The sequence below is a fragment of the Pseudomonas sp. CMR5c genome (genome assembly GCF_003850545.1).
Lineage (GTDB): Bacteria > Pseudomonadota > Gammaproteobacteria > Pseudomonadales > Pseudomonadaceae > Aquipseudomonas > Aquipseudomonas piscis.
Genome location: NZ_CP027705.1, coordinates 2428140 through 2452848, shown reverse-complemented (window position 1 = coordinate 2452848; position 24709 = coordinate 2428140). Strand labels below are relative to the sequence as shown.

Genomic DNA, 24709 nt, shown 5'->3' with positions numbered 1-24709 from the left:
TAGTTCCCCAGCAGGTGCGGCTCGACCGCCCTGCCGTTGTTATAGGTCTTAGAGCTTGATCCAGGTCGCCTTGAGCTCGGTGTACTTGTCGAAGGCATGCAGCGACTTGTCGCGGCCATTGCCCGACTGCTTGAAGCCACCGAACGGCGCGGTCATGTCGCCGCCGTCGTACTGGTTGACCCATACGCTGCCGGCGCGCAGGCCCCGGGCGAAGCGATGGGCGCGGCTGAGGTCGCGGGTCCATACGGCAGCGGCCAGGCCGAAGATGCTGTCGTTGGCGATCTGCAACGCCTGTTCCTCGCTGTCGAACTCGATCACCGCCAGCACCGGGCCGAAGATCTCCTCGCGGGCGATGGTCATGGCGTTGGTCACACCGTCGAAGACGGTCGGCTCGACATACAGGCCGCCGGTGCCTTGCAGGGTGCGCGCACCACCGGCCAACAGTCGCCCGCCCTGCTCCCGGCCGATGCCGATGTAGCGCAGCACGTTGTCCAGCTGGCGCTCATCCACCACGGCGCCGACGCGGCTGGCCGGGTCCAGCGCATGCCCGGGCTGCCAGGCCTTGAGCGCCTCCACCAGCAACGGCAGGAACTGCTCGCGGATCGACGCCTGCACCAGCAGCCGCGAGCCGGCAGTACAGACTTCGCCCTGGTTGAAGGCGATCGCCGCAGCCGCCGCTCGGGCCGCTTCGCCCAGGTCGGGTGCATCGGCGAACACCACGTTGGCGCTCTTGCCACCAGCCTCCAGCCATACCCGCTTCATGTTGCTCTGGCCGGAGTACTGCAACAGTTGCTTGCCCACCGCGGTGGAGCCGGTGAAGGCCAGCACGTCCACGTCCATGTGCAGGGCCAGGGCCTTGCCCACGGTGTGGCCGTAGCCCGGCAGGACGTTGAACACGCCCTTGGGAATGCCCGCGTCCAGGGCCAGCTGGGCGATGCGGATCGCGGTCAGCGGCGACTTTTCCGAAGGCTTGAGGATGAACGAGTTGCCCACCGCCAGGGCCGGGGCGAACTTCCAGCTGGCCATGATCAGCGGGAAATTCCACGGCACGATGGCCGCCACCACCCCCGAAGGCTCGCGGGTCACCAAGCCCAACTGATCGTGGGGCGTGGCCGCCACTTCGTCGTAGAGCTTATCGATGGCTTCGGCATTCCAGCGGATGGCATTGGCCGTGGCCGGGATGTCGATGGCCAGGGAATCGCTGATGGGCTTGCCCATGTCCAGGGTTTCCAGGAGCGCCAGTTCTTCCTGGTGCTCGAGGATCAGCTCGGCAAAGCGGATCAGAATGCGCTTGCGCTCGGCCGGGGCCTTGCCCGACCACACGCCGCTGGCGAAGGCCTGGCGTGCCACGGCCACGGCATGATCGGCATCGGCCTGGTCGGTACTGGCGACATTGGCCAGGAAGCGCCCGTCCACCGGGCTCAGGCATTCGAAAGTGGCGCCGCCCTGGGCAGCGCAGTACTGGCCGTCGATGAAGGCGCGACCTTCCAGGGTGAGGGATTGGAAGCGCTGCTCCCAATCGCTGCGGGATCTAGTCATGGCGAATACTCAACGCGCGAAGACACACGGCCGTCAGACCGTGTGCAGGTACCAGTTGTATTCCAGGTCGGAGATGGAGTTCTCGAACTCCGCCAGCTCGCTTTCCTTGCAAGCCACGAACACGTCGATGTACATCGGGTCGATGTACCTGGCCATCACCTCGCTGTCGTCCAGCACACGCAGGGCGTCGCGCAGGTTGCTCGGCAAGCTCGGCTCGCTCTGCTCGTAGGCGTTGCCCTCCATGGCCGGGCCGGGTTCGATCTGGTTGGTCAGGCCGTGGTGGATGCCCGACAGCACCGAGGCCATCAGCAGGTAGGGGTTGGCATCGGCACCAGCCACTCGGTGTTCGATACGCACCGCGTCCGGCGAACCGGTGGGCACGCGCACGGCCACGGTGCGGTTGTCGATGCCCCAGGTCGGCGAGTTCGGCACGTAGAACTGGGCGCCGAAACGGCGGTAGGAGTTGACGTTGGGGCACAGGAAGGCCATCTGCTCCGGCAGGGTATCCAGTACGCCGCCGATGGCATGGCGCAGGGCCGCATTGGTCTCGGGGTCTTCACTGGCGAAGATGTTGTTGCCCTGCTTGTCGAGGATCGAGATGTGCACGTGCAGGCCGTTGCCCGCCTGGCCCGGGTAAGGCTTGGCCATGAAGGTGGTGTCCATCTCATGGTCGTAGGCGATGTTCTTCACCAGGCGCTTGAGCAGCACCGCGTAGTCGCAGGCCTTGATCGGGTCGGACACATGGTGCAGGTTGACCTCGAACTGCGCCGGGGCGCTTTCCTTGACGATGGCGTCGGCGGGGATGCCCTGCTCTTTCGCGCCTTCGAGGATGTCCTGCAGGCAGTCGACGTATTCGTCCAGATCGTCGATCAGGTAGACCTGGGTCGATTGCGGGCGCTTGCCGGAGATCGGCGAACGCGGCGATTGCGGCCGGCCGTTCACGTTGTCCTGGTCGATCAGGTAGAACTCCAGCTCGAAGGCGGCGCAGATGGTCAGGCCCAGTTCGTCGAACTTGCTCACCACCTGGCGCAGCACTTCGCGGGGGTCGGCGAAGAACGGCTGGCCCTCGATCTCGTGCATGGTCATCAGCAACTGCGCGGTGGGGCGCTTCTGCCAGGGCTCGACGCTCAGGGTGCCGGGGATCGGGTAGCAGATGCGGTCGGCGTCGCCGATGTCCAGGCCCAGGCCGGTGCTTTCCACCGTGGAGCCGTTGATATCCAGGGCAAACAGCGAGGCCGGCAGGTTGATGCCCTTCTCATAGACCTTGTGCAGGGCGGTACGCTCGATGCGCTTGCCGCGCACCACACCGTTCATGTCCGCAATCAGCAGATCGACGTAGAGAACCTCGGGATGTTTTTTCAGGAAGGCGTTGGCTTCATTGAGCTGAATGGCACGCGGGGGACCGACATGATGCACCTATCGTGTTAATTATTATGTTCACTGCGGTGACGCACCAGCAGTCAATCCGAAAGAAAAACCGAAGTCAATAGCCCCGCAGGGCGCCGATTCGTTAATTATTTTGCCCCATAAAAACCAAATAAGCCTCAGCACCTGCGCCAATCAAGGCTTTCAGATGAAATGCGTTTAGAATTTTTTACATGGAAGTTGTTAATTAAAATCAACGAGGATAAGCTCTGGAAAAACTCGTTCCAGCGTGAATTTCGAGGTGATAAAAATGGCATTCAAGCCATTGATCGGCGTTACTGCGTGCGTCAAAGAGATCGGTCTGCATCCCTACCACGTCAGCGGCGACAAGTACTTGCGTGCGGTCAGCGTCGCGGCCGAAGGCCTGCCCCTGGTCATTCCTTCCCTGGCGGACCTGGTCGATATCCAGGATCTGCTGCACAACCTGGACGGGCTGTTGTTCACCGGCTCGCCATCCAATGTCGAACCCTTCCACTATCAGGGCCCGCCCAGCGAACCGGGTACCGCCCATGATCCGCAACGCGATGCCACCACCCTGCCCCTGCTGCGTGCGGCCGTCGCCGCCGGCGTGCCGGTGCTCGGTATCTGCCGCGGCTTCCAGGAAATGAACGTGGCCTTCGGTGGCAGCCTGCACCAGAAGGTCCACGAGCTGCCGGGCTTTCTCGATCACCGCGAAGCCGACGATCCGCGTATCGAGGTGCAGTACGCCCCCGCGCACCCGGTGGCGATCCAGCCCGGTGGGGTCTTCGCGGCCATGGGCCTGGATGGCGAGATCCAGGTCAACTCGATCCACAGCCAAGGCATCGATCGCCTGGCTCCGGGCCTGCGGGTCGAGGCCGTGGCGCCGGACGGCCTGATCGAGGCGGTATCGGTGGAACACAGCAAGGCCTTCGCCTTCGGCGTGCAGTGGCACCCGGAATGGCAGGTGCTGTCGAACCCGGCCTACCTGCGGATCTTCCAGGCCTTCGGCGACGCCTGCCGGCAACGAGCCGCACAGCGCCGCTAAGCCCTGCGCGTCGCGCATTTGCACCTGTAACAACACGCCCTGCCCCATGGCGCGTGCCCTCGTGCGCGCCCCACATTCGGCGTGAGCGGCAAACGGCAAGACCACAACAACAAATAGCGTCAGGCCGCCAGGGAGGCGGCGCCGAATCAGCCCGCCCCCGGGCTGGCAATCAACCTTTAGGCCGGGCCGAATTGGCCGGGCCGCTGATATCTGTTGGGAGTTTCACATGGCAAACGCCTCCAGCACTTACCGGAAGGCCCTCGAAGGCCACCCGAGCCCGCAGAAGGTTCTGGTGAAGATCGACCGCGTGACCAAGAAGTTCGACGAAACCGTAGCCGTGGACGATGTGTCCCTGGAGATCCACCAGGGTGAGATCTTCGCCCTGCTGGGCGGTTCCGGCTCCGGCAAGTCCACCCTGCTGCGCATGCTCGCCGGGTTCGAGCGGCCCACCGAGGGACGCATCTTGCTGGATGGCGTGGACATCACCGACATGCCGCCCTACGAACGACCGATCAACATGATGTTCCAGTCCTATGCCTTGTTCCCCCACATGACCGTGGCCCAGAACATCGCCTTCGGCCTCAAGCAGGACCGTTTGCCGGCAGACGAGATCGACGCCCGGGTCGGCGAGATGCTCAAGCTGGTGCACATGACCCAGTACGCCAAGCGCAAGCCGCACCAGCTCTCCGGTGGCCAGCGCCAGCGCGTGGCCCTGGCCCGCTCCCTGGCCAAGCGGCCGAAGCTGCTGTTGCTCGACGAGCCCATGGGCGCCCTGGACAAGAAGCTGCGCTCGCAGATGCAACTGGAGCTGGTGGAGATCATCGAGCGCGTAGGCGTGACCTGCGTGATGGTGACCCACGACCAGGAAGAAGCCATGACCATGGCCCAGCGCATCGCCATCATGCACCTGGGCTGGATCGCCCAGACCGGCAGCCCGGTGGACATCTACGAGGCCCCGGTGAGCCGCCTGGTGTGCGAGTTCATCGGCAACGTCAACGCCTTCGAAGGCACCGTCACCGAAGACCTGGAAGGCTACGCCATTATCGACTGCCCGGACCTGGCGCAGCAGATCTACGTCGGCCATGGGGTCAGCACCTCGGTCCAGGACAAGTCGGTGACCTACGCCATCCGCCCGGAGAAGATGCTGGTCACCACCCTCAAGCCGGAGTCGCGCTACAACTGGTCCCGGGGCAAGGTCCACGACATCGCCTACCTGGGCGGCCACTCGGTGTTCTACGTCGAGCTGCCCGGCGGCAAGATCGTCCAGTCGTTCATGGCCAACGCCGAACGCCGCGGCGCCCGGCCGACCTGGGATGACGAAGTCTACGTCTGGTGGGAAGACGACAGCGGCGTGGTACTGCGCGCATGAGGACCTCGACCATGACCCTGGACCGCAAACTGCTGCGCATGCTGCCCACTGGCCGCAAGCTGGTGATCGGCATTCCCTTCCTCTGGCTGTTCCTGTTCTTCATGCTGCCGTTCTTCCTGGTGATGAAGATCAGCTTCTCCGAAGCAGCCCTGGCGATCCCGCCCTACACCGAGATCTATGCCTACGCCGAACAGAAATTCCAGCTGCTGCTGAACCTGGGCAACTACGCCATGCTCGCCAGCGACGAGCTGTACCTCTCGGCCTACCTGGGCTCGCTGAAGGTGGCGCTGATCAGCACCCTGCTGTGCCTGGCGGTGGGGTTCCCCATGGCCTACGCCATCTCCCGGGCCAGCAAGGAAACCCAGAACGTGCTGGTGCTGCTGATCATGATGCCGACCTGGACCGCGATCCTGATCCGCGTCTATGCCTGGATGGGCATCCTGAGCAACAACGGCCTGCTCAACAGCTTCCTGCTGTGGACCGGGCTGATCAGCCAGCCGCTGGAGATCCTCAACACCAACCTCGCGGTGTACATCGGCGTGGTCTACGCCTACCTGCCGTTCATGGTGCTGCCGCTGTACGCCAACCTGGTCAAGCATGACCAGAGCCTGCTGGAAGCCGCCGCCGACCTGGGTTCGAGCAACTTCAACAGCTTCTGGAAGATCACCGTGCCCCTGGCCAAGAACGGCATCATCGCCGGCTGCATGCTGGTGTTCATCCCGGTGGTGGGCGAATTCGTGATCCCGGAACTGCTGGGTGGCCCGGAAACCCTGATGATCGGCCGCGTGCTGTGGCAGGAGTTCTTCAACAACCGCGACTGGCCGGTGGCCTCGGCCCTGGCGGTGGTGATGCTGGCGATCCTGATCGTGCCGATCCTGCTGTTCAACCGCAGCCAGGCCAAAGAGATGGAGGGACGGGCATGAAACGCTTTGAATTTTCCAAACTGATGCTGGTGCTCGGCTTGTCGTTCATCTACCTGCCGATGCTGATCCTGGTGATCTACTCGTTCAACGCCTCCAAGCTGGTGACGGTCTGGGGCGGCTGGTCGGTGAAATGGTACGTGGGCCTGCTGGACAACCAGCAACTGATGGGCTCGGTACTGCGCTCCCTGGAAATCGCCTGCTACACCGCCGTGGCGGCGGTGGCCCTGGGTACCCTGGCGGCCTTCGTGCTGACCCGGGTCACCCGCTTCAAGGGCCGCACCCTGTTCGGCGGCCTGGTCACCGCGCCGCTGGTGATGCCCGAGGTGATCACCGGCCTGTCGCTGTTGCTGCTGTTCGTGGCCATGGCGCAATTGATCGGCTGGCCCATGGAGCGTGGGATCGCCACCATCTGGATCGCCCACACGACATTCTGCGCAGCCTACGTAGCCGTGGTAGTCTCCGCGCGCCTGCGTGAACTGGACCTGTCCATCGAAGAAGCGGCCATGGACTTGGGAGCGCGGCCCTTCAAGGTGTTCTTCCTGATTACCATCCCGATGATCGCGCCGTCCCTGGCGGCGGGCGGCATGATGTCCTTCGCCCTCTCGCTGGACGACCTGGTGCTGGCCAGCTTCGTGTCCGGCCCGGGCTCCACCACCTTGCCGATGGAAGTCTTCTCGGCGGTGCGCCTGGGGGTCAAGCCGGAGATCAACGCCGTGGCCAGCCTGATTTTGCTGGCGGTATCGCTGGTGACCTTCCTGGTCTGGTACTTCGGCCGGCGCGCCGAGGAGGCCCGCAAGCGGGCGATCCAGGAGGCCATGGAGTTCACGGCCAACGAAGCGTGGAGCCCCACACCCGCCAGGCCGCAGGCCAAGCGGGAGCCGGCGACGGCTTGAACCCTTGTGTGACAAGGCCGCCCCGGCGGCCGTTTTGAGAATAAGAATGGAGTTGTCGTGATGAAAATGCCTGGCAGGATATGGTCCGCCAAACTGCTGCTGACACTGTCCCTGACCGGCGCCCTGGTCGCCGGCGCCCAAGCTGGCGACAAAGTGCTGCGCGTCTATAACTGGTCGGACTACATCGCCCCGGACACCCTGAAGAAGTTCGAGGCCGAGACCGGCATCCACGTGACCTACGACGTCTTCGACAGCAACGAGACCCTGGAAGCGCGACTGCTGACCGGCAAGTCGGGCTACGACATCGTAGTACCGTCCAACAGCTTCCTGGCCAAGCAGATCAAGGCCGGGGTCTACCAGCAACTGGACAAGTCCAAGCTGCCCAACTGGCAGAACCTCAACCCGGTGCTGCTCAAGAACGCTTCCGCCAGCGACCCGGGCAATGCCCATGCCTTCCCCTACATGTGGGGTTCGATCGGCATCGGCTACAACCCGGACAAGGTCAAGGCGGCCCTGGGCAGCGACGCACCGGTCAACTCCTGGGACCTGCTGTTCAAGCCCGAGAACGCCGAGAAGCTCAAGGCCTGCGGCATCAGCTTCCTCGACTCGCCCACCGAGATGCTCCCGGCCGCCCTGCACTACCTGGGCTACCCGGCGGCCAGCAAGGACAAGGCGCAGATCCTCGAGGCCGAGGCGCTGTTCATGAAGATCCGCCCGTCGGTGACCTACTTCCATTCCTCCAAGTACATCTCGGACCTGGCCAACGGCAACATCTGCGTGGCCGTGGGTTACTCCGGCGACGTGCTGCAGGCTCGCTCGCGCGCCGAAGAAGCGGGCAACAAGGAGAAAGTCGCCTTCAGCATTCCCAAGGAAGGCGCCGGCAGCTTCTACGACATGATGGCGATTCCCAAGGACGCCACCAACGTCGACAACGCCTACCTGTTCATGAACTTCCTGATGCGCGCGGACATCATCGCCGAGGTCACCAACAGCCTGGGCTACAGCAACGCCAATGCCGCCGCCACACCGCTGGTGGACGAGGCGATCCGCAACGATCCGGCCTCCTACCCGCCCCAGGACGTACTGGCCACCCTGTATGCGGTGCCCGACCAGCCGATCCCGATCCAGCGCGTGATGAACCGCGGCTGGACCCGGATCAAGTTGGGCAAGTGATGTTCCGGCGCCCGTGCTCCCACCGGCGCCCTCCCTCTTCCGTTCACGTCGCGCCTTACCACCGCGACACTCCTGCGAACGGCTTCACCCGGCTCCCTCGGTTGGGGTGAATCCTTGGCGCCTGCGGGCGCCTTTTTTCATGCTGCCTGTCACCTTCTGCGCACAGCCACTGCCCAAGTCTTGCTGGGCGTTGCGGCCATTGACGGGTGCAGTGGAGGCCTCGAGGTCGCTTCGTGTAGCCGCTGCCGCAGGCTGCACACGGGCGCGTAGCGGCCGCCGAGGCTCGACCTTGTCGCAACCTCGCAGGCTCGGCAGCGGCCATAGCACAATGGTATTTTTGCCGCGCGCCACCAGACGCCGTCATGACCTACAGGGAATCGTATCGATGCATACCGCCGTCCAGCCTTGCCCAGTACCCAGCCCATCCAGCATCGCCAACCTGGCCGTCGGGGCAAGCTTCATCGATTGCCGACAAGTGCTGGCCGACGACCCCGAGCGCAGCGCCATGCGCCACCTGCTGGGTCTGATGAGCCGGACCCCGGCCTGGATCGACCGGATGATGGCCCTGCGTAATCGCGTGGTGCAGCTGGTCGGCCTCAAGGATCTGGGGCGCCTGACCCGTATCGACCTGGCACGAGCCGATGAGAACTACCAGCCGGGCCAGCGGGTCGGCATCTTCACCCTGGTGTCGCAGACGCCCGACGAAGTGCTGGTGGTGGACCGCGACAAGCACCTGGACGTGTACCTGTCCCTGAATCGCCTGCCCCTGAACGACGACGGGCAACGCCCAGTGGTGCTGTCCACCGTGGTGCACCCGCACAACCTGCTGGGGCGCCTGTACATGCTGCCGGTAGCGCCCTTTCACCGGATCATCGCGCCCATGACCCTGGCCAATATCAACCGCTGCTGAACCGCTGCGCCCAGGATTGGAGCGCCCGATGCCAAGGCCAGGCGGGACTTTTCCTGGCAAGGCAGCAGAAAAATCCTGCCGATTGACGTTTTTCGCCGTCTATCTGCCGCTTTCAGCCTTGCCGGCCGGCCCAGTCTCTACGATTCTGTAGAAACCCACCTTGGGGCGGCCGGCGCCGCCCCCTGCAGAACAACCGGAGCGCCCCAATGAAGAGCGTCGCAGAACTGCTGAAACTCAAGGCTAAGCACCATCAGCAAGTGCACACCATCGCCCCGCAGCAGATGGTGCTGGAAGCCCTGATGCTGATGGCCGAGAAAAACGTCGGCGCCTTGCCGGTCCTGGAAAACGGCGCAGTGGTCGGGGTCATCAGCGAACGCGACTATGCGCGCAAGCTGGTGCTGCACGGGCGCTCCTCGGTGGGCACGCCGGTGAGCGCGATCATGAGCTCGCCGGTGATCACCGTGGACTCGCACCAGAATGTCGAGACCTGCATGAGCATCATGACCGACAACCACCTGCGCCACCTGCCCGTGGTGGAGAACGGCCAGTTGCTGGGCCTGCTGTCCATCGGCGACCTGGTCAAGGAAGCGATCGCCGAACAGGCCGACCTGATCCGCCAGCTGGAGCAGTACATCCGCGGCGAGTGATGCTTTCCAGGGGCCGGACCTTCGGCTCCTCCCACCACCCCGAGGACCAGCGCAGGCCTTGGCCAACCCTGCCTATCACGGACAACGCCATGGGCAGCGGGGATATCTGCCTGCCCGGGACTCGCCAAGCCCGGGCCCAGGCATACGACGCAGATTGCCTGGCACGGGTGATGCTCCTGCCTCGCCGGCCGGCAGCGCCGCCACTGGCCATGCGTTTTTTTAACAACCTGCAATAGTAAATCCAGCCTGCATACCCGGCCCCTAGGCGCCCCGCGAGCCCCTGTTCCAGGGCCCTGCAGCTCCCTGGTGGCGCACTGGGGCGTTCAGCAACACCTCCTGGATCAGCATCGCGCCGGCAATTTATGGCAGGACTTGCCGTCGGGTCTTGTTACCATTGCGCACATTTGCGTGAAGCTTTGATGACAGGCAGGTTATCTGTGAATTTTATCCGTCGTTGCCTACAACACCCCCTTGCCCCCCTGTGCACCCTGTTCGGCCTTCTGTTGCTGATCCCCATGGGCGCGCGCCTGGCCCTGGGCTGGTCCAACCCGCTGGGCTACCTTTCCGACCTGGCCAGCGCCAGCCTGCTCACCGTGCTGCTGTACCGCCGACGCTGGTGGCTGGCCTTGCCTGTGCTGGTGATCTGGGCCCTGCTGACCCTGGTCAGCGCCGAGCTGGTCAGCGCCGTGGGCCGCATGCCCAACGTCTCCGACCTGCACTACCTGGTGGACCCGCAATTCGTCGAGAACTCCACTGGCGGCGGCCAGGCCCACCCCGAGCTGGGCCTGGCGCTGTTGCTGGGCCTGGTGCTGTGGCTGGTGGTGCAGCGCAGCAGTCGCGGGGTATCGCTGCCGGCCCTGCCTCGCCACGCCTGGAGCCTGCCGGCGGTGCTGCTGCTGGCCCACGGTGGTATCCAGTACCTCAAGCCCAGCGAGGCTGACCAATGGCAGTTGTTCAACCTGCCGCACCAGGCCCTGGCCACTGCCGTGGGCCAGGCGCAAATCCGTGTGGAAGACTGGCTCGATGGCGACGCCCCAGACGCGCCAGTGCAGATGGCCGGCCTGACCAGCCTGGATCTCGAAGGCCAGCCGCTGCTGCCCAGCGCCGGCCGGGCGCGCAACGTGCTGCTGATCGCTCTGGAAGGCATTCCCGGCGCCTATATCAAGACCAACCGCGAAGCGCTGCATAGCCGCTACCAGGAAAACCTGATGCCCAAGCTCAGCGCCTGGGCCGAACGCGGGATGAACACCCCCGACTACGTACTGCACAGCCACCAGACCATCCGCGGCCTGTACGCCATGCTCTGCGGCGACTACGACAAGCTGGACAACGGCACGCCCAAGGGCGTGGAGATGCTGACCCAGAACCAGCGCAACAAGGCCTGCCTGCCGGCGCAGATGCACAAGTTCGGCTTCCAGACCCACTACTTGCAGGGTGCCGGCCTGCGCTTCATGGCCAAGGACAAGATCATGCCGCACATCGGCTTCGATTCGACCCATGGCCTGGAATGGTTCAATAACCCCAATTACCTGGAATTTCCCTGGGGCAAGGATGACAAGGCGTTCTTCGAAGGCGCCCTGGGCTACATCGACCAGCTGAAGAAGAACAAGCAGCCGTGGATGCTCACCCTGCTGACCGTCGGCACCCACCAGCCCTACTCGGCCCCCGAGGAGTACCTGGAACGCTATGACACGCCCAAGCAGGCTGCGGTCGGTTACCTGGACGACGCCATCGGCAACTTCCTCGAGGGCCTGGAGCGCAAGGGCGTGCTCAAGGACACCCTGGTGATCATCACGTCCGATGAGTCCCACGGCATCGACGGCGTGCGCCTGGCCTCGTCCTGGGGCTTCAACCTGATGCTGGCCCCGGACCAGCAACTGTTGCCGCACATCAAGTCCGGCACCTATGGCCATGTCGACCTCAGCGCCTCGGTGCTGGACTACTTCGCCCTGCCGGTGCCCGCCAGCCTCAGCGGCCGCTCGTTGTTCCGCGACTATGCCGGGGGCCGGGAAATCATGTCCTACACCAACGGCAAGCTGCGCTACCACGATGGCCAGGGCACCTTCACCGAGTGTGATTTCCAGCAGCGCTGCCGCAACTACGCCAGCCCCGGCTTCATCGCCGACAGCGCCAGCTTCCTGACCCAGTACGGCGGCCAGCGGGCCCGGCTGGTCAGCGCCCGGGCCACGAACCTGGACCGCAGCCTGTTGCAATCGCCGCTGAACCAGCACTACCAGTTCGGCAGCCCGGCGATCATCCCGCTGCAAGCGCAGATCAAGGACGACTGGGCCGACAACCTGATCGGCGCCCAGTACCTGGAAATGCCCAAGGGCTCGCAGACCCGGGTGCGCTTCACCGTGCGCTCGGCCGATCCGCAGCAGAACGCCTACATCCTGCTCAAGGGCAAGGAACTGGAACAGGACGTGCCCCTGGGCCTGCCGGACGAAATGCTGGTGACCCCGGACCAGCCCCTGCAGATGGATTTCAGCTTCGACAACCCGCAGACCCGCAAGGCATTCTCCTTCCACCTGCTGGGCTATGGCCTGGGCGCCGTGGAAGTCAGCGACTTCAGCGTGATCACCGAACTGCCGGGCCAGGAAGACAACAACGTGGACATGCCCCTGGAGGACGACAACGAGCATTCCAGCTGATCCACGGGCGGGCCTGCCCATGCCCTGCGGCAGGCCCCACGGTAATCCGGAACCTGGTCCAGGTTCCGCCACCTGCTGACGGGCGCTGGCGCAACGCCGGCTTTGCGGCTATTTCTACCAGGCCTGCCTGAACGAGCCCCGAGCATGAACCAACCCGCCGCGCCATCCCTGGAACGACTCGCCGCCGCCCTGGACACCCAGCCTTTCATGGTCTTGACCGGAGCCGGTATCAGCACCCCTTCGGGCATCCCCGACTACCGCGACAACGAAGGCGTGCGCCGTGGGCGGCAACCGATGATGTACCAGGAATTCCTCAACCAGAGCGAAGCCCGCCGGCGCTACTGGGCCCGGGCCATGCTCGGCTGGCCGCGCATCCGCCAGGCCCGGCCGAACGCCGCGCACACGGCCCTGGCGCAGTTGCAGGCCAGAGGACGGATCGCCGGGGTGATCACCCAGAACGTCGACACCCTGCACGACCAGGCCGGCAGCCCCGGGGTCATCGAACTCCACGGCAGCTTGCACTGGGTGCTGTGCCTGGACTGCAACCAGCGCAGCGAGCGCGACACCATCCAGCAACAGTTGGAGACACAGAACCCGTACCTGGCCGGCGTTGACGCAGTACAGGCGCCCGATGGCGATACCCTGCTGGACCCGGCCTTCGAGGCACGCTTCCAGGTGCCCCACTGCCCCCACTGCCAAGGCGCGCGGCTCAAGCCCGACGTGGTGTTCTTCGGCGAGAACGTGGCCCCGCCCACGGCCGCCGAGGCCTGGAGCGCGGTACATGAGGCCGGCGGCCTGCTGGTGGTGGGATCGTCGCTGATGGCCTACTCGGCCTTTCGCCTGTGCCGGGCGGTGGTCGAGCAAGGCAAGCCGCTGCTGGCCATCAATTTCGGCAAGACCCGCGCCGATGCGTTGCTGGACCTCAAGCTGGAGCAGCCCTGCGACCAGGCCCTGCCCTGGCTGGCCGAGCGCCTGAAAGGCTGAGTCAAGCAGGCAAGCGCTCGCCGAGCCTGGCCTCGCGCAGGATGTCGAACAAGGCCTGGGCCGCGGTGGACAGCTCCTCTCCCGGCTTGGTCAGTACCCCGATGGCCCGCTCCACTACCGGCTCGCCGAGGGTGATGCAGTGCCCACCCAGCTCACGCATCTGCCCGGCACACAAGGCCGGTACCGCGCTCACCCCAAGGCCGCTGGCGACCATGCGGCCCACGGTCGCCAACTGGTGGCTCTCGAACTCCACCGGCAACTGCACGCCCTGGGCCCGCAGATGCTCCTCGAGCATGACTCGCACCGTGGAGGGGCGCTGCAGGGTGATGAAAGGCTCCTGCAACAACATCTGCCAGTCGATCTCGCTGCGCTGTGCCAGGGGCGACTCCCGGGACACCACGGCGACGAAGCGATCGACATACAGCGGGGTGAACGCCAGCGAAGTGCTGTCCTGGGGTTCGAAGGCCACCCCCAGCTCGACTTCGCGGTCGCGAACCATCTCCAGCACCTGCTCGTTGATCACATCGTTGACCGTGACGTTGACCTGCGGGTAGCGGGCCCGGAACTGCTTGAGGATCGGCGGCAGCAGGTTGCCGGCGAAGGACGGCATGGCCGCCAGGGTCACCCGTCCGCGTTGCAAGGTGAAGCGCTGGCGCATTTCGTCCTCGGCGTTGTCCCAGTCGGCGATCAGGCGCCGGGCCAGGGGCAACAGCGCCTCGCCCTCGGGCGTCAGGGCGACGTTGCGCGTATTGCGGGTGAACAAGCGTCCGCCCAGACCCTCTTCCAGGGCCTTGATGGTCAGGCTCAGCGCCGACTGCGAGAGGTGCAGGCGCTCACAGGCCAGGGCGAAACTCATGCTGTGGGCCACCGCCAGGAAGGCCCTTATCTGTTTGACCGTCATCCATCATCCTCAGGAGGCGCAGCTACAGGCCACAAGCTATAAGCTTGCAGCTTGCAGCTTGCAGCTTGCAGCTTGCAGCTTGCAGCTTGCAGCGCATTATGCTGTTTTTCAAATCAATCAACCTTAAAAATCAACTTAACAAATCAATCCCATAGCGCAACACTGATCCCACAACGGCTGGCCAGCCGCCAACGAACAAGAAAGAGGATGGTGCATATGGCAGGTTTCGATAAGCGCGTGGCGTCCTACGAGGAAGCCCTGGAAGGTCTGCAAGACGGCATGACCGTGATCGCCGGGGGCTTCGGCCTGTGCGGCATTCCCGAGAACCTGATCGCCGAGATCAAGCGCCGGGGGACCCGCGACCTGACCGTGGTATCCAACAACTGCGGCGTCGACGGCTTCGGCCTGGGCGTGCTGCTCGAAGACCGCCAGATCAGCAAGGTGGTGGCCTCCTATGTCGGCGAGAACGCCCTGTTCGAGCAGCAACTGCTCAGCGGCGAGATCGAGGTGGTACTGACCCCCCAGGGCACCCTGGCGGAAAAAATGCGCGCAGGCGGCGCCGGCATCCCGGCCTTCTTCACCGCCACCGGCGTCGGTACTCCCGTGGCCGAAGGCAAGGAGACCCGCGAGTTCAATGGCCGCACCTACCTGATGGAAGAGTCCATCACCGGCGACTTCGCCATCGTCAAGGGCTGGAAGGCCGACCACTTCGGCAACGTGATCTATCGCCACACCGCACAGAACTTCAACCCCCTGGCGGCCACCGCCGGCAAGATCACCGTGGTCGAGGTGGAAGAAATCGTCGAGCCGGGCGAACTGGACCCGGCGCAGATCCACACCCCGGGCATCTACGTCGACCGGGTCATCTGCGGCACCTTCGAGAAGCGCATCGAACAGCGCACCGTGCGCAAGTGATCGCCCTTCCCCAGCCCGACTAAAAGGACAATAAACATGGCTCTTACCCGCGAACAAATGGCTCAGCGCGTCGCCCGCGAACTGCAGGACGGCTACTACGTGAACCTGGGCATCGGTATCCCGACCCTGGTGGCCAACTACATCCCCGACGGCATGGAAGTCATGCTGCAATCGGAAAACGGCCTCCTGGGCATGGGCGCCTTTCCCACCGAGGACCAGATCGACGCCGACATGATCAACGCCGGCAAACAGACCGTGACCGCACGCATCGGCGCATCGATCTTCTCCTCCGCCGAATCCTTCGCGATGATCCGCGGCGGCCACATCGACCTTACCGTGCTCGGCGCCTTCGAAGTGGACGTGCAGGGCAACATCGCCTCGTGGATGATCCCCGGCAAGCTGGTCAAGGGCATGGGCGGCGCCATGGACCTGGTGGCCGGTGCCGACAACATCATCGTCACCATGACCCACGCGTCCAAGGACGGCGAGTCCAAGCTGCTCAGCCGCTGCAGCCTGCCGCTGACCGGCGCGCAGTGCATCAAGCGCGTGCTCACCGACCTGGCCTACCTCGAAATCGAGGATGGCGCCTTCATCCTCAAGGAACGCGCCCCCGGGGTCAGCGTCGAGGAAATCGTCAGCAAGACCGCCGGCAAGCTGATCGTGCCGGACCACGTTCCCGAAATGCAGTTCGCCTGAGGAGCCCATCATGCAAGACGTCGTAATCGTTGCCGCTACCCGCACCGCCGTGGGCACCTTCCAGGGCTCGCTGGCGGCCATTCCCGCCGTCGACCTCGGCGCCGCGGTGATCCGCCAACTGCTGGCCCAGACCGGCATCGACCCGGCCCAGGTCGACGAAGTCATCATGGGCCAGGTACTCACCGCCGGCGCCGGGCAGAATCCCGCACGCCAGGCCGCGATCAAGGCCGGCCTGCCCCATGCCGTGCCCGCCATGACCCTGAACAAGGTCTGCGGCTCCGGCCTCAAGGCCCTGCACCTGGCCGCCCAGGCCATCCGCTGCGGCGACGCCGAGGTGATCATCGCCGGCGGCCAGGAGAACATGAGCCTGGCCAACTACGTCCTGCCCGGCGCCCGCACCGGCCTGCGCATGGGCCACAGCCAGATGATCGACTCCATGATCAGCGACGGCCTGTGGGATGCCTTCAACGACTATCACATGGGCATCACCGCCGAGAACCTGGTGGAAAAATACGGCATCACTCGTGAAGCCCAGGACGCCTTCGCCGCCGACTCCCAGCGCAAGGCCGCCGCGGCCATCGAGGCCGGGCGCTTCGTCGACGAGATCACCCCGATCCAGATTCCCCAGCGCAAGGGCGAGCCCGTCACCTTCGCCACCGACGAACAACCCCGCCCCGGCACCACCGCCGAGGCCCTGGCCAAGCTCAAGCCGGCGTTCAAGAAAGACGGCAGCGTCACCGCCGGCAACGCCTCGGCGCTGAACGACGGCGCCGCCGCCGTGATCCTGATGAGCGCCAGCAAGGCGCGGGCCCTGGGCCTGCCGGTACTGGCGAAGATCGCCGCCTACGCCAACGCCGGGGTCGATCCGGCGATCATGGGTATCGGCCCGGTCTCGGCCACCCGCCGCTGCCTGGAGAAGGCCGGCTGGAGCCTGGAGCAACTGGACCTGATCGAAGCCAACGAAGCCTTCGCCGCGCAGTCGCTATCGGTGGCCAAGGAGCTTGCATGGGACCCGGCCAAGGTCAACGTCAACGGCGGTGCCATCGCCATCGGCCACCCGATCGGTGCGTCGGGTTGCCGGGTGCTGGTGACCCTGCTGCATGAAATGATCAAGCGCGATGCCCACAAGGGCCTGGCGACCCTGTGCATCGGCGGCGGCCAGGGCGTGGCCTTGGCGATCGAGCGCTAACCCCCCCCCGCGTTCAACGCCCGGCCCGAGGACCCACGACATCCGACGGCCGGGTCGCGACACCCTCGAGCAAGGCCGGTGATCCGCGCAGGCTGCTCGCCTGCCAAGGGTCGCTGTGATGAGCTCGAAAAAAAGCCAGAGCCCTATGGGCTCCGGCATCTTTGGACCGTCCACCCGAGCGCGGGAGACAGTCCCGGTATCAAAGGCTGGCGGAGCGTCACGCCAGATCCAGCTGCACCCCATCCGGAGCGCCTTCGACCGTCCACTGACGGGCCCAGTCACTGTCCTGCTGCACACTGCTGAAACCCTGGTAGACCACACTCAAGTCGGTCGTCTGGGCATTGTTGCCATTGCAGATCAAATACAGGTTGGCGCTGGCATCCGCCGGCAAGACATAAAGCACCACATTGTTACCAGCCGGTATGTTCACGTTGGCCAGGTCATTGCCCTGGCGATTGTTCCTGATGGCGACTTGCTGCGCAGCAGCGGTATTGTTCCGTGCGTGAATGGCGATAGGCATGATGTTCAACTCCAGAAGCAGTCAGAGGATTAGGCGAGTGGCTGCCGGTCCGGGCATGCAGAATGTGCCAGACAGGTGCCGCCATGGCTGCCTGACTGCGCACCCCAAGGCATGCCGTGTTGCGTCACACCGCCCAGCTCTTTCAACATGCCCGGCCGACAACTGACCTGATCCTGGATAATTGCCTGCAGCAATACGAGAGGGACATCTTTCCTCGCGAAGCGAAGCTCCACCCTACCCGGCCCATCACGTCGAAACAGCTCTCGGGAGCGTCCGTTCCCCGAGCGGCTCGCACATGCGCCCAGCCTAGCCCCCCACCACGATCTGGCCCACCTGCGCTTCCAGCGCCTTGGCCTGGGCCCGCAACGACTGGCAGAAACCTTCGACAAAGCTCGAGGACGGCCTGTAGTCCGGGCGAATCAACATCACCCGATAAGGCACCGAAAGCTCAAGCGGACGGATCGCCAGCCCTCTGCCCACTTCCTCCATGGCACTCAACGGGTTGATGATCGCCACCCCCAGCCTCTGTCGCACCATGGCGCACACCGAGGCGGCGTTGGTGGTTTCCACCACCACCCGGCGGTCGACCCCGGCCTGGCGAAAATGCTCGTCCAGGGTCTGCCGATAGATATCCAGCCCCGAGAGGTTGATGAAGTTCTGGCCGCCAAAGTCCGCCACCGACAATCGCGTCTTCGCCAGCAGTGGATGGCCTTCAGGCAGGATGCAGACCATGTCGGCGCAAAACAGCAGCTCGCCCTGGGTGCCCCGGGGCAGGTGTTCGCTTTCGGTCAGCCCCAGGTCGTGGCGCTGGGCACTCAGGGACTCTTCCAGCAATGGCGATTCCTGGGCACTGATGCTCAGGCCGATCCCCGGGTGGCAGGCCTGGAAGTCCTTGCATACCGGGGGCAGCAAGGTCTGGGAAAACAGCGGCAGGCAGCAGAGGCTCAATTGGCCGTGCTCGAAGCGGCGGATCGACTGGGCGACGCTGTTGATCCGCTCCAGGCCTACATAGGCCCGCTCCACCTCTTCCAGCAACAGCAGGGCCTGGGCCGTGGGCAACAGGCGCCCGCCCTCGCGGTCGAACAGGCACAGGCCGGACAGGCTTTCCAGGCGCGCCAGCTCGCGACTGACCGTGGGTTGCGAGGTGAACAACAGGCGCGCGGCGCCAGTGACGCTGCCGGCCTGCATGATGGCGCGAAAGACTTCGATGTGCCGCAGAGAAATCTGCACGGACAGGCTCCAGATTTGAATTCAGCCCATATCAAAACTGAATCACACGACAAAGAATAGATATTTTATTGAATGGACAAGAGTCGGCATGCTGCTCGCTCTCTTACTGACCACAGATTGCATTCGCCATGGCCATCCCCTTCTCCCCCGAACAGCTTGTCGCCGCCGCCCGCCAGTACGGCACCCCGCTGTGGTGCTATGACGCCGCCACCATCCAGGCGCGTATCGCCCAGTTGCAAGCCTTCGACGTGGTGCGCTATGCCCAGAAGGCTTCGTCCAACCTGCACCTGCTGCGCCTGATCCGCGAAGCCGGGGTGCGGGTCGATGCGGTCTCCCTGGGTGAGATCGAGCGGGCCCTGCTGGCCGGCTTCAGCCCGGCCAACGGCGGCATCGTCTTCACCTGCGACCTGTTCGACGAGGCCACCCTCAAGCGTGTGGTGGAACTGCAAGTGGAGGTCAACGCCGGTTCCATCGACATGCTCCGCCAGTTGGGCGAACAGTCCCCCGGGCATCGTGTCTGGCTGCGGATCAACCCCGGGTTCGGCCACGGCCACAGCCGCAAGACCAACACCGGCGGTGAAAACAGCAAGCACGGGATCTGGCACGACCAGGTGGACGAGGCCCTGGCGGTGATTCGCCAGCACAACCTGCACCTGGTGGGCCTGCACATGCATATCGGCTCCGGGGTCGACTACGACCACCTGGAGCAGGTGGGCGCGGCCATGGTGGCGGCCGTGAAGTCCCTGGACCACGACATCGAGGCCTTCTCCATCGGCGGCGGCCTGTCCACTCCCTACCGCGACGGCGACACTCCGGTGGACGTGCAGCGCTACGCCAACGCCTGGAAAGTCGCCCGCGAGGAAATCGAGGCCTATCTGGGCCACGGCGTGCACATGGAAATCGAACCCGGGCGCTTCCTGGTGGCCGAGGCCGGCTGCCTGGTCAGCGAGGTGCGGGTGGTCAAGGATGCCGGCCAGCATCACTTCGTGTTGGTGGACACTGGCTTCAACGACCTGATGCGCCCGGCCATGTATGGCGCCTACCACGGCATGAGCCTGCTGGACGCCAACGGCCAAGCGGTCCGGCGCCCGCAACGACCGACCGTGGTCGGCGGCCCTTTGTGCGAGTCCGGCGACATCTTCACCCAGGACGATGAGTGCCTGACCCCGCGCCTGCTGCCCCAGGCCCAGGTCGGCGACCTGCTGGTGCTGCACGATACCGGCGCCTATGGCGCGAGCATGTCCTCGAACTACAACAGCCGGACCCTGTTGCCTGAGGTGCTGTTCGAAAACGGCCAGCCGAAACTGATTCGCCGGCGCCAGCCACTGGCCGACCTGCTGGCACTGGAACTGGGGCTGTAACTGGGCCTGTCACTGGATCCCCTGTAGGAGCAGCCGGTCGATGCTCGTTAACGGTAGCGGGTGTCTACCGGATAAACCCGGCGCTCAGAAGTCCATCGCGGGTGAGCCTCGCTCCTGCAGTTCCATTAACTGCTCGGCATTGACCTACCAAGGCGCCAGTTGCAGTCGTTCCGGCCGCTCGTCCATGGCGTCGTCCTGCTTGCGGGTCACCAGGGGCGCGCCATCGGCACCGTAGAACTGCACCTGCATTTCGGCGCTGCCCGGCTGCAGGTCGATCCGTGCGAAGTTATCGGCCTGGGTGAAGGCCCAGGTGCGGTAATGCATGGTCTCGCCGCCCGCCAGGGTAAAACCGTCGGGCGTGGCTGGCGCCTGGGAGTCGTGCACATAGCCGGCCGGATCACCATCGGCGAAGGGAAAGGGCCAGTAGAACGCCGATGAGGTCACCGCGTAGGCCACCAAGTCCTTGCCCGCCCCACTGAACTGCAACCGGGAAATGTTCGAGCAATGGATATCCCCGGACAGGAACACCACGTTCTGCACCCGGTGTTCGAGCAAGGTGTCCAGCACCGCGCGGCGAGTGCTGGGAAATGCCGCCCAGGCATCGCTGTCGTTCTTGTGGCGCAGGGCATCACCGTCGCTGCCCAGGGTATCCACGCCATTGGGCACGAAGACGCTGGAGGTGACGATGAACTTCGGCTGGTTGCCTCGATCTTCCTGCATGTGCCGCAGCCACGCACACAAGCGATCGAGTTGGCCGGGCTCGCTGCGATGCAGTGAGGGCCGGCCCAGCAGGTGATTGTCCTCCAGGGCATCCGGGACGTCGTCGAGGAAGCGCTGGGTGCGGGTGTCGAGGACGAAGAATGGATAGTCGACACAGGAAAAATCATAGAACAGCTGGTTGGTCTGCAACTGCTGCAAGTACTGGTCGTCGCCCGACATGCCGCGCCCGTGCACGTAACTGTCGGCAAAGCGCGGGCCATGGCTCCACTGGTAGCTCATGTAGGCGCCCATGGCCAGGTTGAACAACAAGCGCTTGCCGCGATCCTTGCGAATGCGGTCCTGGGTCCAGTTATCCTCGATTTCGTGATCGTCGAGGATCATGTAGGTCGGCAGGCACGCCAGCAGCTGGCGGATGTTCGGCGAACCGAAAGCCGTGTGGTAGCGCTCCTCGAACTCCTCGAACGTATCGGCCAGGCCTATCGGCACCAGGCGGTTGAGCAGGTCGGCATAAATCTGGTCGCCGACCATCAGCACCAATTGCGCATCGCCATGATCGGCCAGCATCGGGGCAAAGATCGCATCGGCATTCTTGCGCTTCCACAGCAGCCCCGGATAACGGCACGAACCCAGCAGGAAACTCAGCGGCGCCGGCTTCTTGGCCGAGCTGGCCTGGGTGGTGAATTCGGCCTCGACGTACTTCTTGTCCGCCCCGCTGCGGTTCAGGTCATTGGCCCAGGCCCCGGGTGCCGGCAGGCGCTGCACCACCGACTCACTGGACACCGCATCGTCGTTGCTGCCCGCGTCATCGACGTTGAGCGAGGCCATGCGTACCCGGTAGCGCGTCGCCGGGCTCAGCAGGAACGGCTTGAGCTGCTTGCGTTCGGTTTCGTTGCGCCACAGGCTCGTGTCGATACCGAGGTTGAAGGTGCCGGTGCGGTGGAACTCGCGACGCAAGCGGAAATAGAAGATGTCCTGGGCGGCGACCTTGCCATTGCCGCCCACCACACCAATGACGCCGATGGTGCGGATGTCCTCGGCCACGCCCTTCTCGTCCAGGGCATCGGAGCCGGCGATCCACAGGCGGCAGGAAGTATCGGTGGTGTGCCCGACGATCGGGCCTAACGAAGGGGTACGCAGGCTGCTCACGATGACCGGCTCCTTGGCAGGGTGTGCCAGCCAAGCTTAGTCCGGGCGCGGTGCCCGGCAAGCCTCGAACGACGCCTCCGGTCGGCGCTCCACCAGGGCCACCAGCAAGGCCAGCAGGACCAGCACCGCCGCCACCCCGAAGGTCACCCGCATACCCTGCGCAGCGGCTGCGGCATGCTCCAGCGCACCACCCCGGGAGGCCCGGGCGAACACCGCGCCCATGGCGGCCGCGCCGCTGATCAGCCCGAGATTGCGCGACAGGCTCAGGAGCCCGGCCGCCAGCCCGCGCTGCGCAGCCGGTGCATCGAGCAGCAGCAAACTATTGTTGGCCGCCTGGAACAACGCATAACCGCCAGTGACCAAGACGATCGGCAGCAGGTACCCGGCCAGTCCCAGGCGCACCGGCAGCAATACCAGCAAACCCAGGCCCAGCAACATGCCGAACAAGCCGACCCGGCAGGACAACCGCGGGCCATGGCGATCCACCAGGCGTCCGGCCGGCACCCCGACCATCGCCGCCACCAGGGGCCCCAGGGACAATCCCAGGCCCACCCAGACGGTTGGCAGCGCCAACCCACGGGAAAGATAGAACGGCCCGACCACCAAGGTGCTCATGATCACCGTGGACACCAACAAGCTGGTCAGCAGGCTGGCGCGCAGTTGCCGGCGCCGCAGCAGGGCCGGCTGGAACAGCGGAGCTCGGGCCCGGCGCTCGACCCACAGCAAGGCACCTGCCGCGACCACGGCCACCAGCAACAACCCCAGGTTCAAAGGCGCCAGCAGGTTGCGGCCCAGGGTCAGGGCCAAGGCATAAGCCACCAACCCCAGGGCCAGGAGCAACGTCCCGGGCACATCGAACCCATCGCTTGCGGTCGAACGGCGATCCTCCGGCAGGCAGCGCCAGGCCAGCACCAGGGCAGCCAGGCCCAGGGGCAGATTGACCAGGAACATCCAGCGCCAACCGACGCTGGCCAGCAACCAGCCGCCCAGCGCTGGCCCCAGGGTGGTCCCCAGGGCCGATAGCGTGCCCAGCAGCCCCATGGCGCTACCGGTGCGCCCCTTGGGCAAGCTATCGCTCACCAGCGCCAGGGGTTGCGCCAGCATCGCCGCCGCCCCTACCCCTTGCACCGCCCGGGCTGCCAGCAAGCCATGCAGGCCCGGGGCCAGGCCACAGCCCAGCGATCCCAGGCAGAACAGCATGATCCCGCCCAACAGCACCCGCCGCCGTCCCAGCAGGTCGCCGAGGCGCCCGGCACTGGCGATCAGGATGGTGATCGTCAACAAGTAGGCCAGCACCACCCATTGCACCTGCTGGAAGGAGGCATCGAACGCCAGGGCCAGCTGCGGCAAGCCGGCATTGGCGATACTGGTATCCAGGGAGGGCATCAGCATCGCCAGCGCCAGGCTGGCCAGGGCCCAGCGCGCCCGGGAGGCAAGAGGTTCCAGGCGCGGGGCGACTTCGAGGGTGGACATGCAACGACTCCTGCGAGGGTGATCGGTCCCCCTAGCCTGGACTGGCTGCAAGGGTGGCGGAAGGCGCGGCAGGTGCAGTTAATAGCTGCAGGCAACGCCATGCCAGCCGCGTTCGGCCATGCTAGATTTCGCCCATGTCGACTCCCGATCTGAATCTACTGCTGACCCTGGACGTGCTGCTGGCCGAAGGCAGCGTGGCGCGCGCCGCCGCACGCCTGCAACTGAGCCCGTCGGCCATGAGCCGGGCCCTGACCCGCCTGCGCCAGGCCACTGGCGACCCGTTGCTGGTGCGCGCCGGGCGCGGCTTGGTGCCCACGCCCCGAGCCCTGGAACTGCGCCAGCGGATCGGCCCTCTGGTGGAAGAGGCCCTGGCCGCCTTGCGCCCGGCCACCGAGGTCGACCTGCGGCAGTTGCGTCGCACCTTTACCCTGCGCAGCCGCGACGGTTTCGTCGAGAATTTTGGCCCGGCACTGCTCGCCCGCCTGCAGCGGGAAGCACCGGGCGTGCGGATTCATTTCGTGCCCAAGCTGGACCGCGACAGCCAGCCCCTGCGCGAAGCCAGCATCGATCTGGAAACCGCAGTAGTGGATGCCGGCACCAGCCCCGAGCTGCGCACCCGAGCGCTGTTCCGCGATCGCCTGATCGGCGTGGTACGTGCCGGCCACCCCTTGAGCCGGGGCCCGGTCAGCCTCGACGACTACCTGGCCGGCCAGCACATCCTGGTATCCCACCAGGGACATGGCCACGGTCCCATGGACGATGTCCTCCAGGAGCGGGGGCTGGCACGCCAGGTGATGGCCCTGGTCAGCGGTTTCTCCGCCGCCCTGGCCCTGGCCCGGGGCTCGGACCTGATCGCCATGGTGCCCGAGCGCCACACCAGCAACCTGCGGGCCGGCCTGCATGCCTTCGAGCTGCCCGTGGCGCTCGCACCGATGACCATTTCCCTGCTCTGGCACCCGCGCATGGAAGCCGACCCGGCCCACCGCTGGCTACGCCAGTGCGTGCACGAACTGTGCAGCATGGCCTGAAGGCGCACGC

At 65.2% G+C, this 24709-nt stretch carries 21 protein-coding genes; 14 read left to right on the top strand and 7 right to left on the bottom strand.

The window, feature by feature from the left end; genetic code table 11:
- Window positions 1–48: 48 nt before the first annotated feature.
- Window positions 49–1539 carry an aldehyde dehydrogenase gene (locus C4K40_RS11485; protein WP_022641036.1) on the bottom strand — a complete coding sequence of 497 codons (1491 nt, stop codon included), beginning with the start codon at window positions 1537–1539 and terminating at the stop codon, window positions 49–51.
- Between the two features lie 33 nt (window positions 1540–1572).
- Window positions 1573–2955 (bottom strand): glutamine synthetase family protein, encoded by a 1383-nt coding sequence (locus C4K40_RS11480; protein WP_124421294.1) that lies wholly within the window; start codon window positions 2953–2955, stop codon window positions 1573–1575.
- 259 nt (window positions 2956–3214) lie between these two features.
- On the opposite strand from C4K40_RS11480, the gene C4K40_RS11475 reads away from it, so the two are divergent.
- From C4K40_RS11475 to C4K40_RS11435, 9 genes are all read left to right on the top strand, one after another.
- Window positions 3215–3970 (top strand): gamma-glutamyl-gamma-aminobutyrate hydrolase family protein, encoded by a 756-nt coding sequence (locus C4K40_RS11475; RefSeq protein ID WP_053136438.1) that lies wholly within the window; start codon window positions 3215–3217, stop codon window positions 3968–3970.
- A 226-nt stretch (window positions 3971–4196) separates the two neighbouring features.
- On the top strand, window positions 4197–5339 hold the full coding sequence (gene potA / locus C4K40_RS11470; protein WP_053136440.1) for a polyamine ABC transporter ATP-binding protein: 1143 nt from the start codon (window positions 4197–4199) through the stop codon (window positions 5337–5339).
- A gap of 41 nt (window positions 5340–5380) precedes the next feature.
- On the top strand, window positions 5381–6262 hold the full coding sequence (locus tag C4K40_RS11465; RefSeq protein WP_162165130.1) for an ABC transporter permease subunit: 882 nt from the start codon (window positions 5381–5383) through the stop codon (window positions 6260–6262).
- Window positions 6259–7155, top strand: a complete 897-nt coding sequence (locus C4K40_RS11460) for an ABC transporter permease subunit (RefSeq protein WP_053136443.1) — start codon at window positions 6259–6261, stop codon at window positions 7153–7155. Before C4K40_RS11465 ends, C4K40_RS11460 begins: the two co-directional genes overlap by 4 nt.
- A 60-nt stretch (window positions 7156–7215) precedes the next feature.
- On the top strand, window positions 7216–8328 hold the full coding sequence (locus C4K40_RS11455) for a polyamine ABC transporter substrate-binding protein (protein ID WP_053136446.1): 1113 nt from the start codon (window positions 7216–7218) through the stop codon (window positions 8326–8328).
- A gap of 385 nt (window positions 8329–8713) precedes the next feature.
- The gene (locus tag C4K40_RS11450; RefSeq protein ID WP_022641042.1) at window positions 8714–9238 is read left to right on the top strand and encodes a DUF2867 domain-containing protein; all 525 of its coding nucleotides are present in this window, start codon (window positions 8714–8716) and stop codon (window positions 9236–9238) included.
- A gap of 206 nt (window positions 9239–9444) precedes the next feature.
- The gene (locus C4K40_RS11445) at window positions 9445–9885 is read left to right on the top strand and encodes a CBS domain-containing protein (RefSeq protein ID WP_022641043.1); all 441 of its coding nucleotides are present in this window, start codon (window positions 9445–9447) and stop codon (window positions 9883–9885) included.
- Window positions 9886–10304: 419 nt separating this feature from the next.
- Window positions 10305–12536 (top strand): LTA synthase family protein, encoded by a 2232-nt coding sequence (locus tag C4K40_RS11440; RefSeq protein WP_053136449.1) that lies wholly within the window; start codon window positions 10305–10307, stop codon window positions 12534–12536.
- Window positions 12537–12680: 144 nt separating this feature from the next.
- Window positions 12681–13520 carry an NAD-dependent protein deacetylase gene (locus C4K40_RS11435; RefSeq protein WP_053136452.1) on the top strand — a complete coding sequence of 280 codons (840 nt, stop codon included), beginning with the start codon at window positions 12681–12683 and terminating at the stop codon, window positions 13518–13520.
- Window position 13521: 1 nt separating this feature from the next.
- Here the strand turns inward: C4K40_RS11435 and C4K40_RS11430 are convergent, their stop codons facing one another.
- Window positions 13522–14421 (bottom strand): LysR family transcriptional regulator, encoded by a 900-nt coding sequence (locus tag C4K40_RS11430; RefSeq protein ID WP_053136455.1) that lies wholly within the window; start codon window positions 14419–14421, stop codon window positions 13522–13524.
- Window positions 14422–14637: 216 nt separating this feature from the next.
- Here C4K40_RS11430 and C4K40_RS11425 point away from each other — a divergent pair, with 216 nt between their 5' ends.
- Genes C4K40_RS11425 through C4K40_RS11415 form a run of 3 tightly spaced genes read left to right on the top strand, consistent with a single transcriptional unit; the run spans window position 14638 to window position 17221 of the window.
- Window positions 14638–15336, top strand: coding sequence for a CoA transferase subunit A (locus C4K40_RS11425; protein WP_053136486.1), 699 nt, complete (start codon window positions 14638–14640; stop codon window positions 15334–15336).
- Between the two features lie 36 nt (window positions 15337–15372).
- A complete protein-coding gene (locus C4K40_RS11420) occupies window positions 15373–16032 on the top strand; it encodes a CoA transferase subunit B (protein ID WP_031320552.1) in 660 nt (219 codons plus the stop codon).
- A gap of 10 nt (window positions 16033–16042) precedes the next feature.
- Complete coding sequence (locus tag C4K40_RS11415) at window positions 16043–17221, top strand: acetyl-CoA C-acetyltransferase (protein ID WP_022641052.1); 1179 nt, start codon at window positions 16043–16045, stop codon at window positions 17219–17221.
- A 217-nt stretch (window positions 17222–17438) separates the two neighbouring features.
- Here C4K40_RS11415 and C4K40_RS11410 read toward each other — a convergent pair whose 3' ends face one another.
- Window positions 17439–17741 carry a hypothetical protein gene (locus tag C4K40_RS11410; RefSeq protein ID WP_053138407.1) on the bottom strand — a complete coding sequence of 101 codons (303 nt, stop codon included), beginning with the start codon at window positions 17739–17741 and terminating at the stop codon, window positions 17439–17441.
- A gap of 306 nt (window positions 17742–18047) precedes the next feature.
- On the bottom strand, window positions 18048–18971 hold the full coding sequence (locus tag C4K40_RS11405; protein ID WP_053138411.1) for a LysR family transcriptional regulator: 924 nt from the start codon (window positions 18969–18971) through the stop codon (window positions 18048–18050).
- Window positions 18972–19099: 128 nt separating this feature from the next.
- Here C4K40_RS11405 and lysA point away from each other — a divergent pair, with 128 nt between their 5' ends.
- The gene (gene lysA, locus C4K40_RS11400) at window positions 19100–20332 is read left to right on the top strand and encodes a diaminopimelate decarboxylase (protein WP_022643696.1); all 1233 of its coding nucleotides are present in this window, start codon (window positions 19100–19102) and stop codon (window positions 20330–20332) included.
- Between the two features lie 144 nt (window positions 20333–20476).
- On the opposite strand, the gene C4K40_RS11395 is transcribed toward lysA, so the two are convergent.
- Together C4K40_RS11395 and C4K40_RS11390 are read right to left on the bottom strand one after the other, a co-directional pair.
- Complete coding sequence (locus C4K40_RS11395) at window positions 20477–22198, bottom strand: alkaline phosphatase D family protein (protein WP_053138413.1); 1722 nt, start codon at window positions 22196–22198, stop codon at window positions 20477–20479.
- A 36-nt stretch (window positions 22199–22234) separates the two neighbouring features.
- On the bottom strand, window positions 22235–23671 hold the full coding sequence (locus C4K40_RS11390; protein WP_053138416.1) for an MFS transporter: 1437 nt from the start codon (window positions 23669–23671) through the stop codon (window positions 22235–22237).
- A 134-nt stretch (window positions 23672–23805) separates the two neighbouring features.
- Between C4K40_RS11390 and C4K40_RS11385 the strand changes: the two genes are divergently transcribed.
- On the top strand, window positions 23806–24699 hold the full coding sequence (locus C4K40_RS11385) for a LysR family transcriptional regulator (protein WP_053138419.1): 894 nt from the start codon (window positions 23806–23808) through the stop codon (window positions 24697–24699).
- Window positions 24700–24709 lie beyond the last annotated feature (10 nt).

Bases quoted from the DNA above. Each gene is read 5' to 3' on its own strand.
- C4K40_RS11410 (WP_053138407.1), bottom strand. From the start codon at position 17,741: ATGCCTATCGCCATTCACGCACGGAACAATACCGCTGCTGCGCAGCAA.
- C4K40_RS11475 (WP_053136438.1), top strand. From the start codon at position 3,215: ATGGCATTCAAGCCATTGATCGGCGTTACTGCGTGCGTCAAAGAGATC.
- C4K40_RS11385 (WP_053138419.1), top strand. From the start codon at position 23,806: ATGTCGACTCCCGATCTGAATCTACTGCTGACCCTGGACGTGCTGCTG.
- C4K40_RS11430 (WP_053136455.1), bottom strand. From the start codon at position 14,421: ATGACGGTCAAACAGATAAGGGCCTTCCTGGCGGTGGCCCACAGCATG.
- lysA (WP_022643696.1), top strand. From the start codon at position 19,100: ATGGCCATCCCCTTCTCCCCCGAACAGCTTGTCGCCGCCGCCCGCCAG.
- potA (WP_053136440.1), top strand. From the start codon at position 4,197: ATGGCAAACGCCTCCAGCACTTACCGGAAGGCCCTCGAAGGCCACCCG.
- C4K40_RS11455 (WP_053136446.1), top strand. From the start codon at position 7,216: ATGAAAATGCCTGGCAGGATATGGTCCGCCAAACTGCTGCTGACACTG.
- C4K40_RS11440 (WP_053136449.1), top strand. From the start codon at position 10,305: ATGACAGGCAGGTTATCTGTGAATTTTATCCGTCGTTGCCTACAACAC.
- C4K40_RS11425 (WP_053136486.1), top strand. From the start codon at position 14,638: ATGGCAGGTTTCGATAAGCGCGTGGCGTCCTACGAGGAAGCCCTGGAA.
- C4K40_RS11485 (WP_022641036.1), bottom strand. From the start codon at position 1,539: ATGACTAGATCCCGCAGCGATTGGGAGCAGCGCTTCCAATCCCTCACC.
- C4K40_RS11415 (WP_022641052.1), top strand. From the start codon at position 16,043: ATGCAAGACGTCGTAATCGTTGCCGCTACCCGCACCGCCGTGGGCACC.
- C4K40_RS11420 (WP_031320552.1), top strand. From the start codon at position 15,373: ATGGCTCTTACCCGCGAACAAATGGCTCAGCGCGTCGCCCGCGAACTG.
- C4K40_RS11445 (WP_022641043.1), top strand. From the start codon at position 9,445: ATGAAGAGCGTCGCAGAACTGCTGAAACTCAAGGCTAAGCACCATCAG.
- C4K40_RS11450 (WP_022641042.1), top strand. From the start codon at position 8,714: ATGCATACCGCCGTCCAGCCTTGCCCAGTACCCAGCCCATCCAGCATC.
- C4K40_RS11435 (WP_053136452.1), top strand. From the start codon at position 12,681: ATGAACCAACCCGCCGCGCCATCCCTGGAACGACTCGCCGCCGCCCTG.
- C4K40_RS11390 (WP_053138416.1), bottom strand. From the start codon at position 23,671: ATGTCCACCCTCGAAGTCGCCCCGCGCCTGGAACCTCTTGCCTCCCGG.
- C4K40_RS11460 (WP_053136443.1), top strand. From the start codon at position 6,259: ATGAAACGCTTTGAATTTTCCAAACTGATGCTGGTGCTCGGCTTGTCG.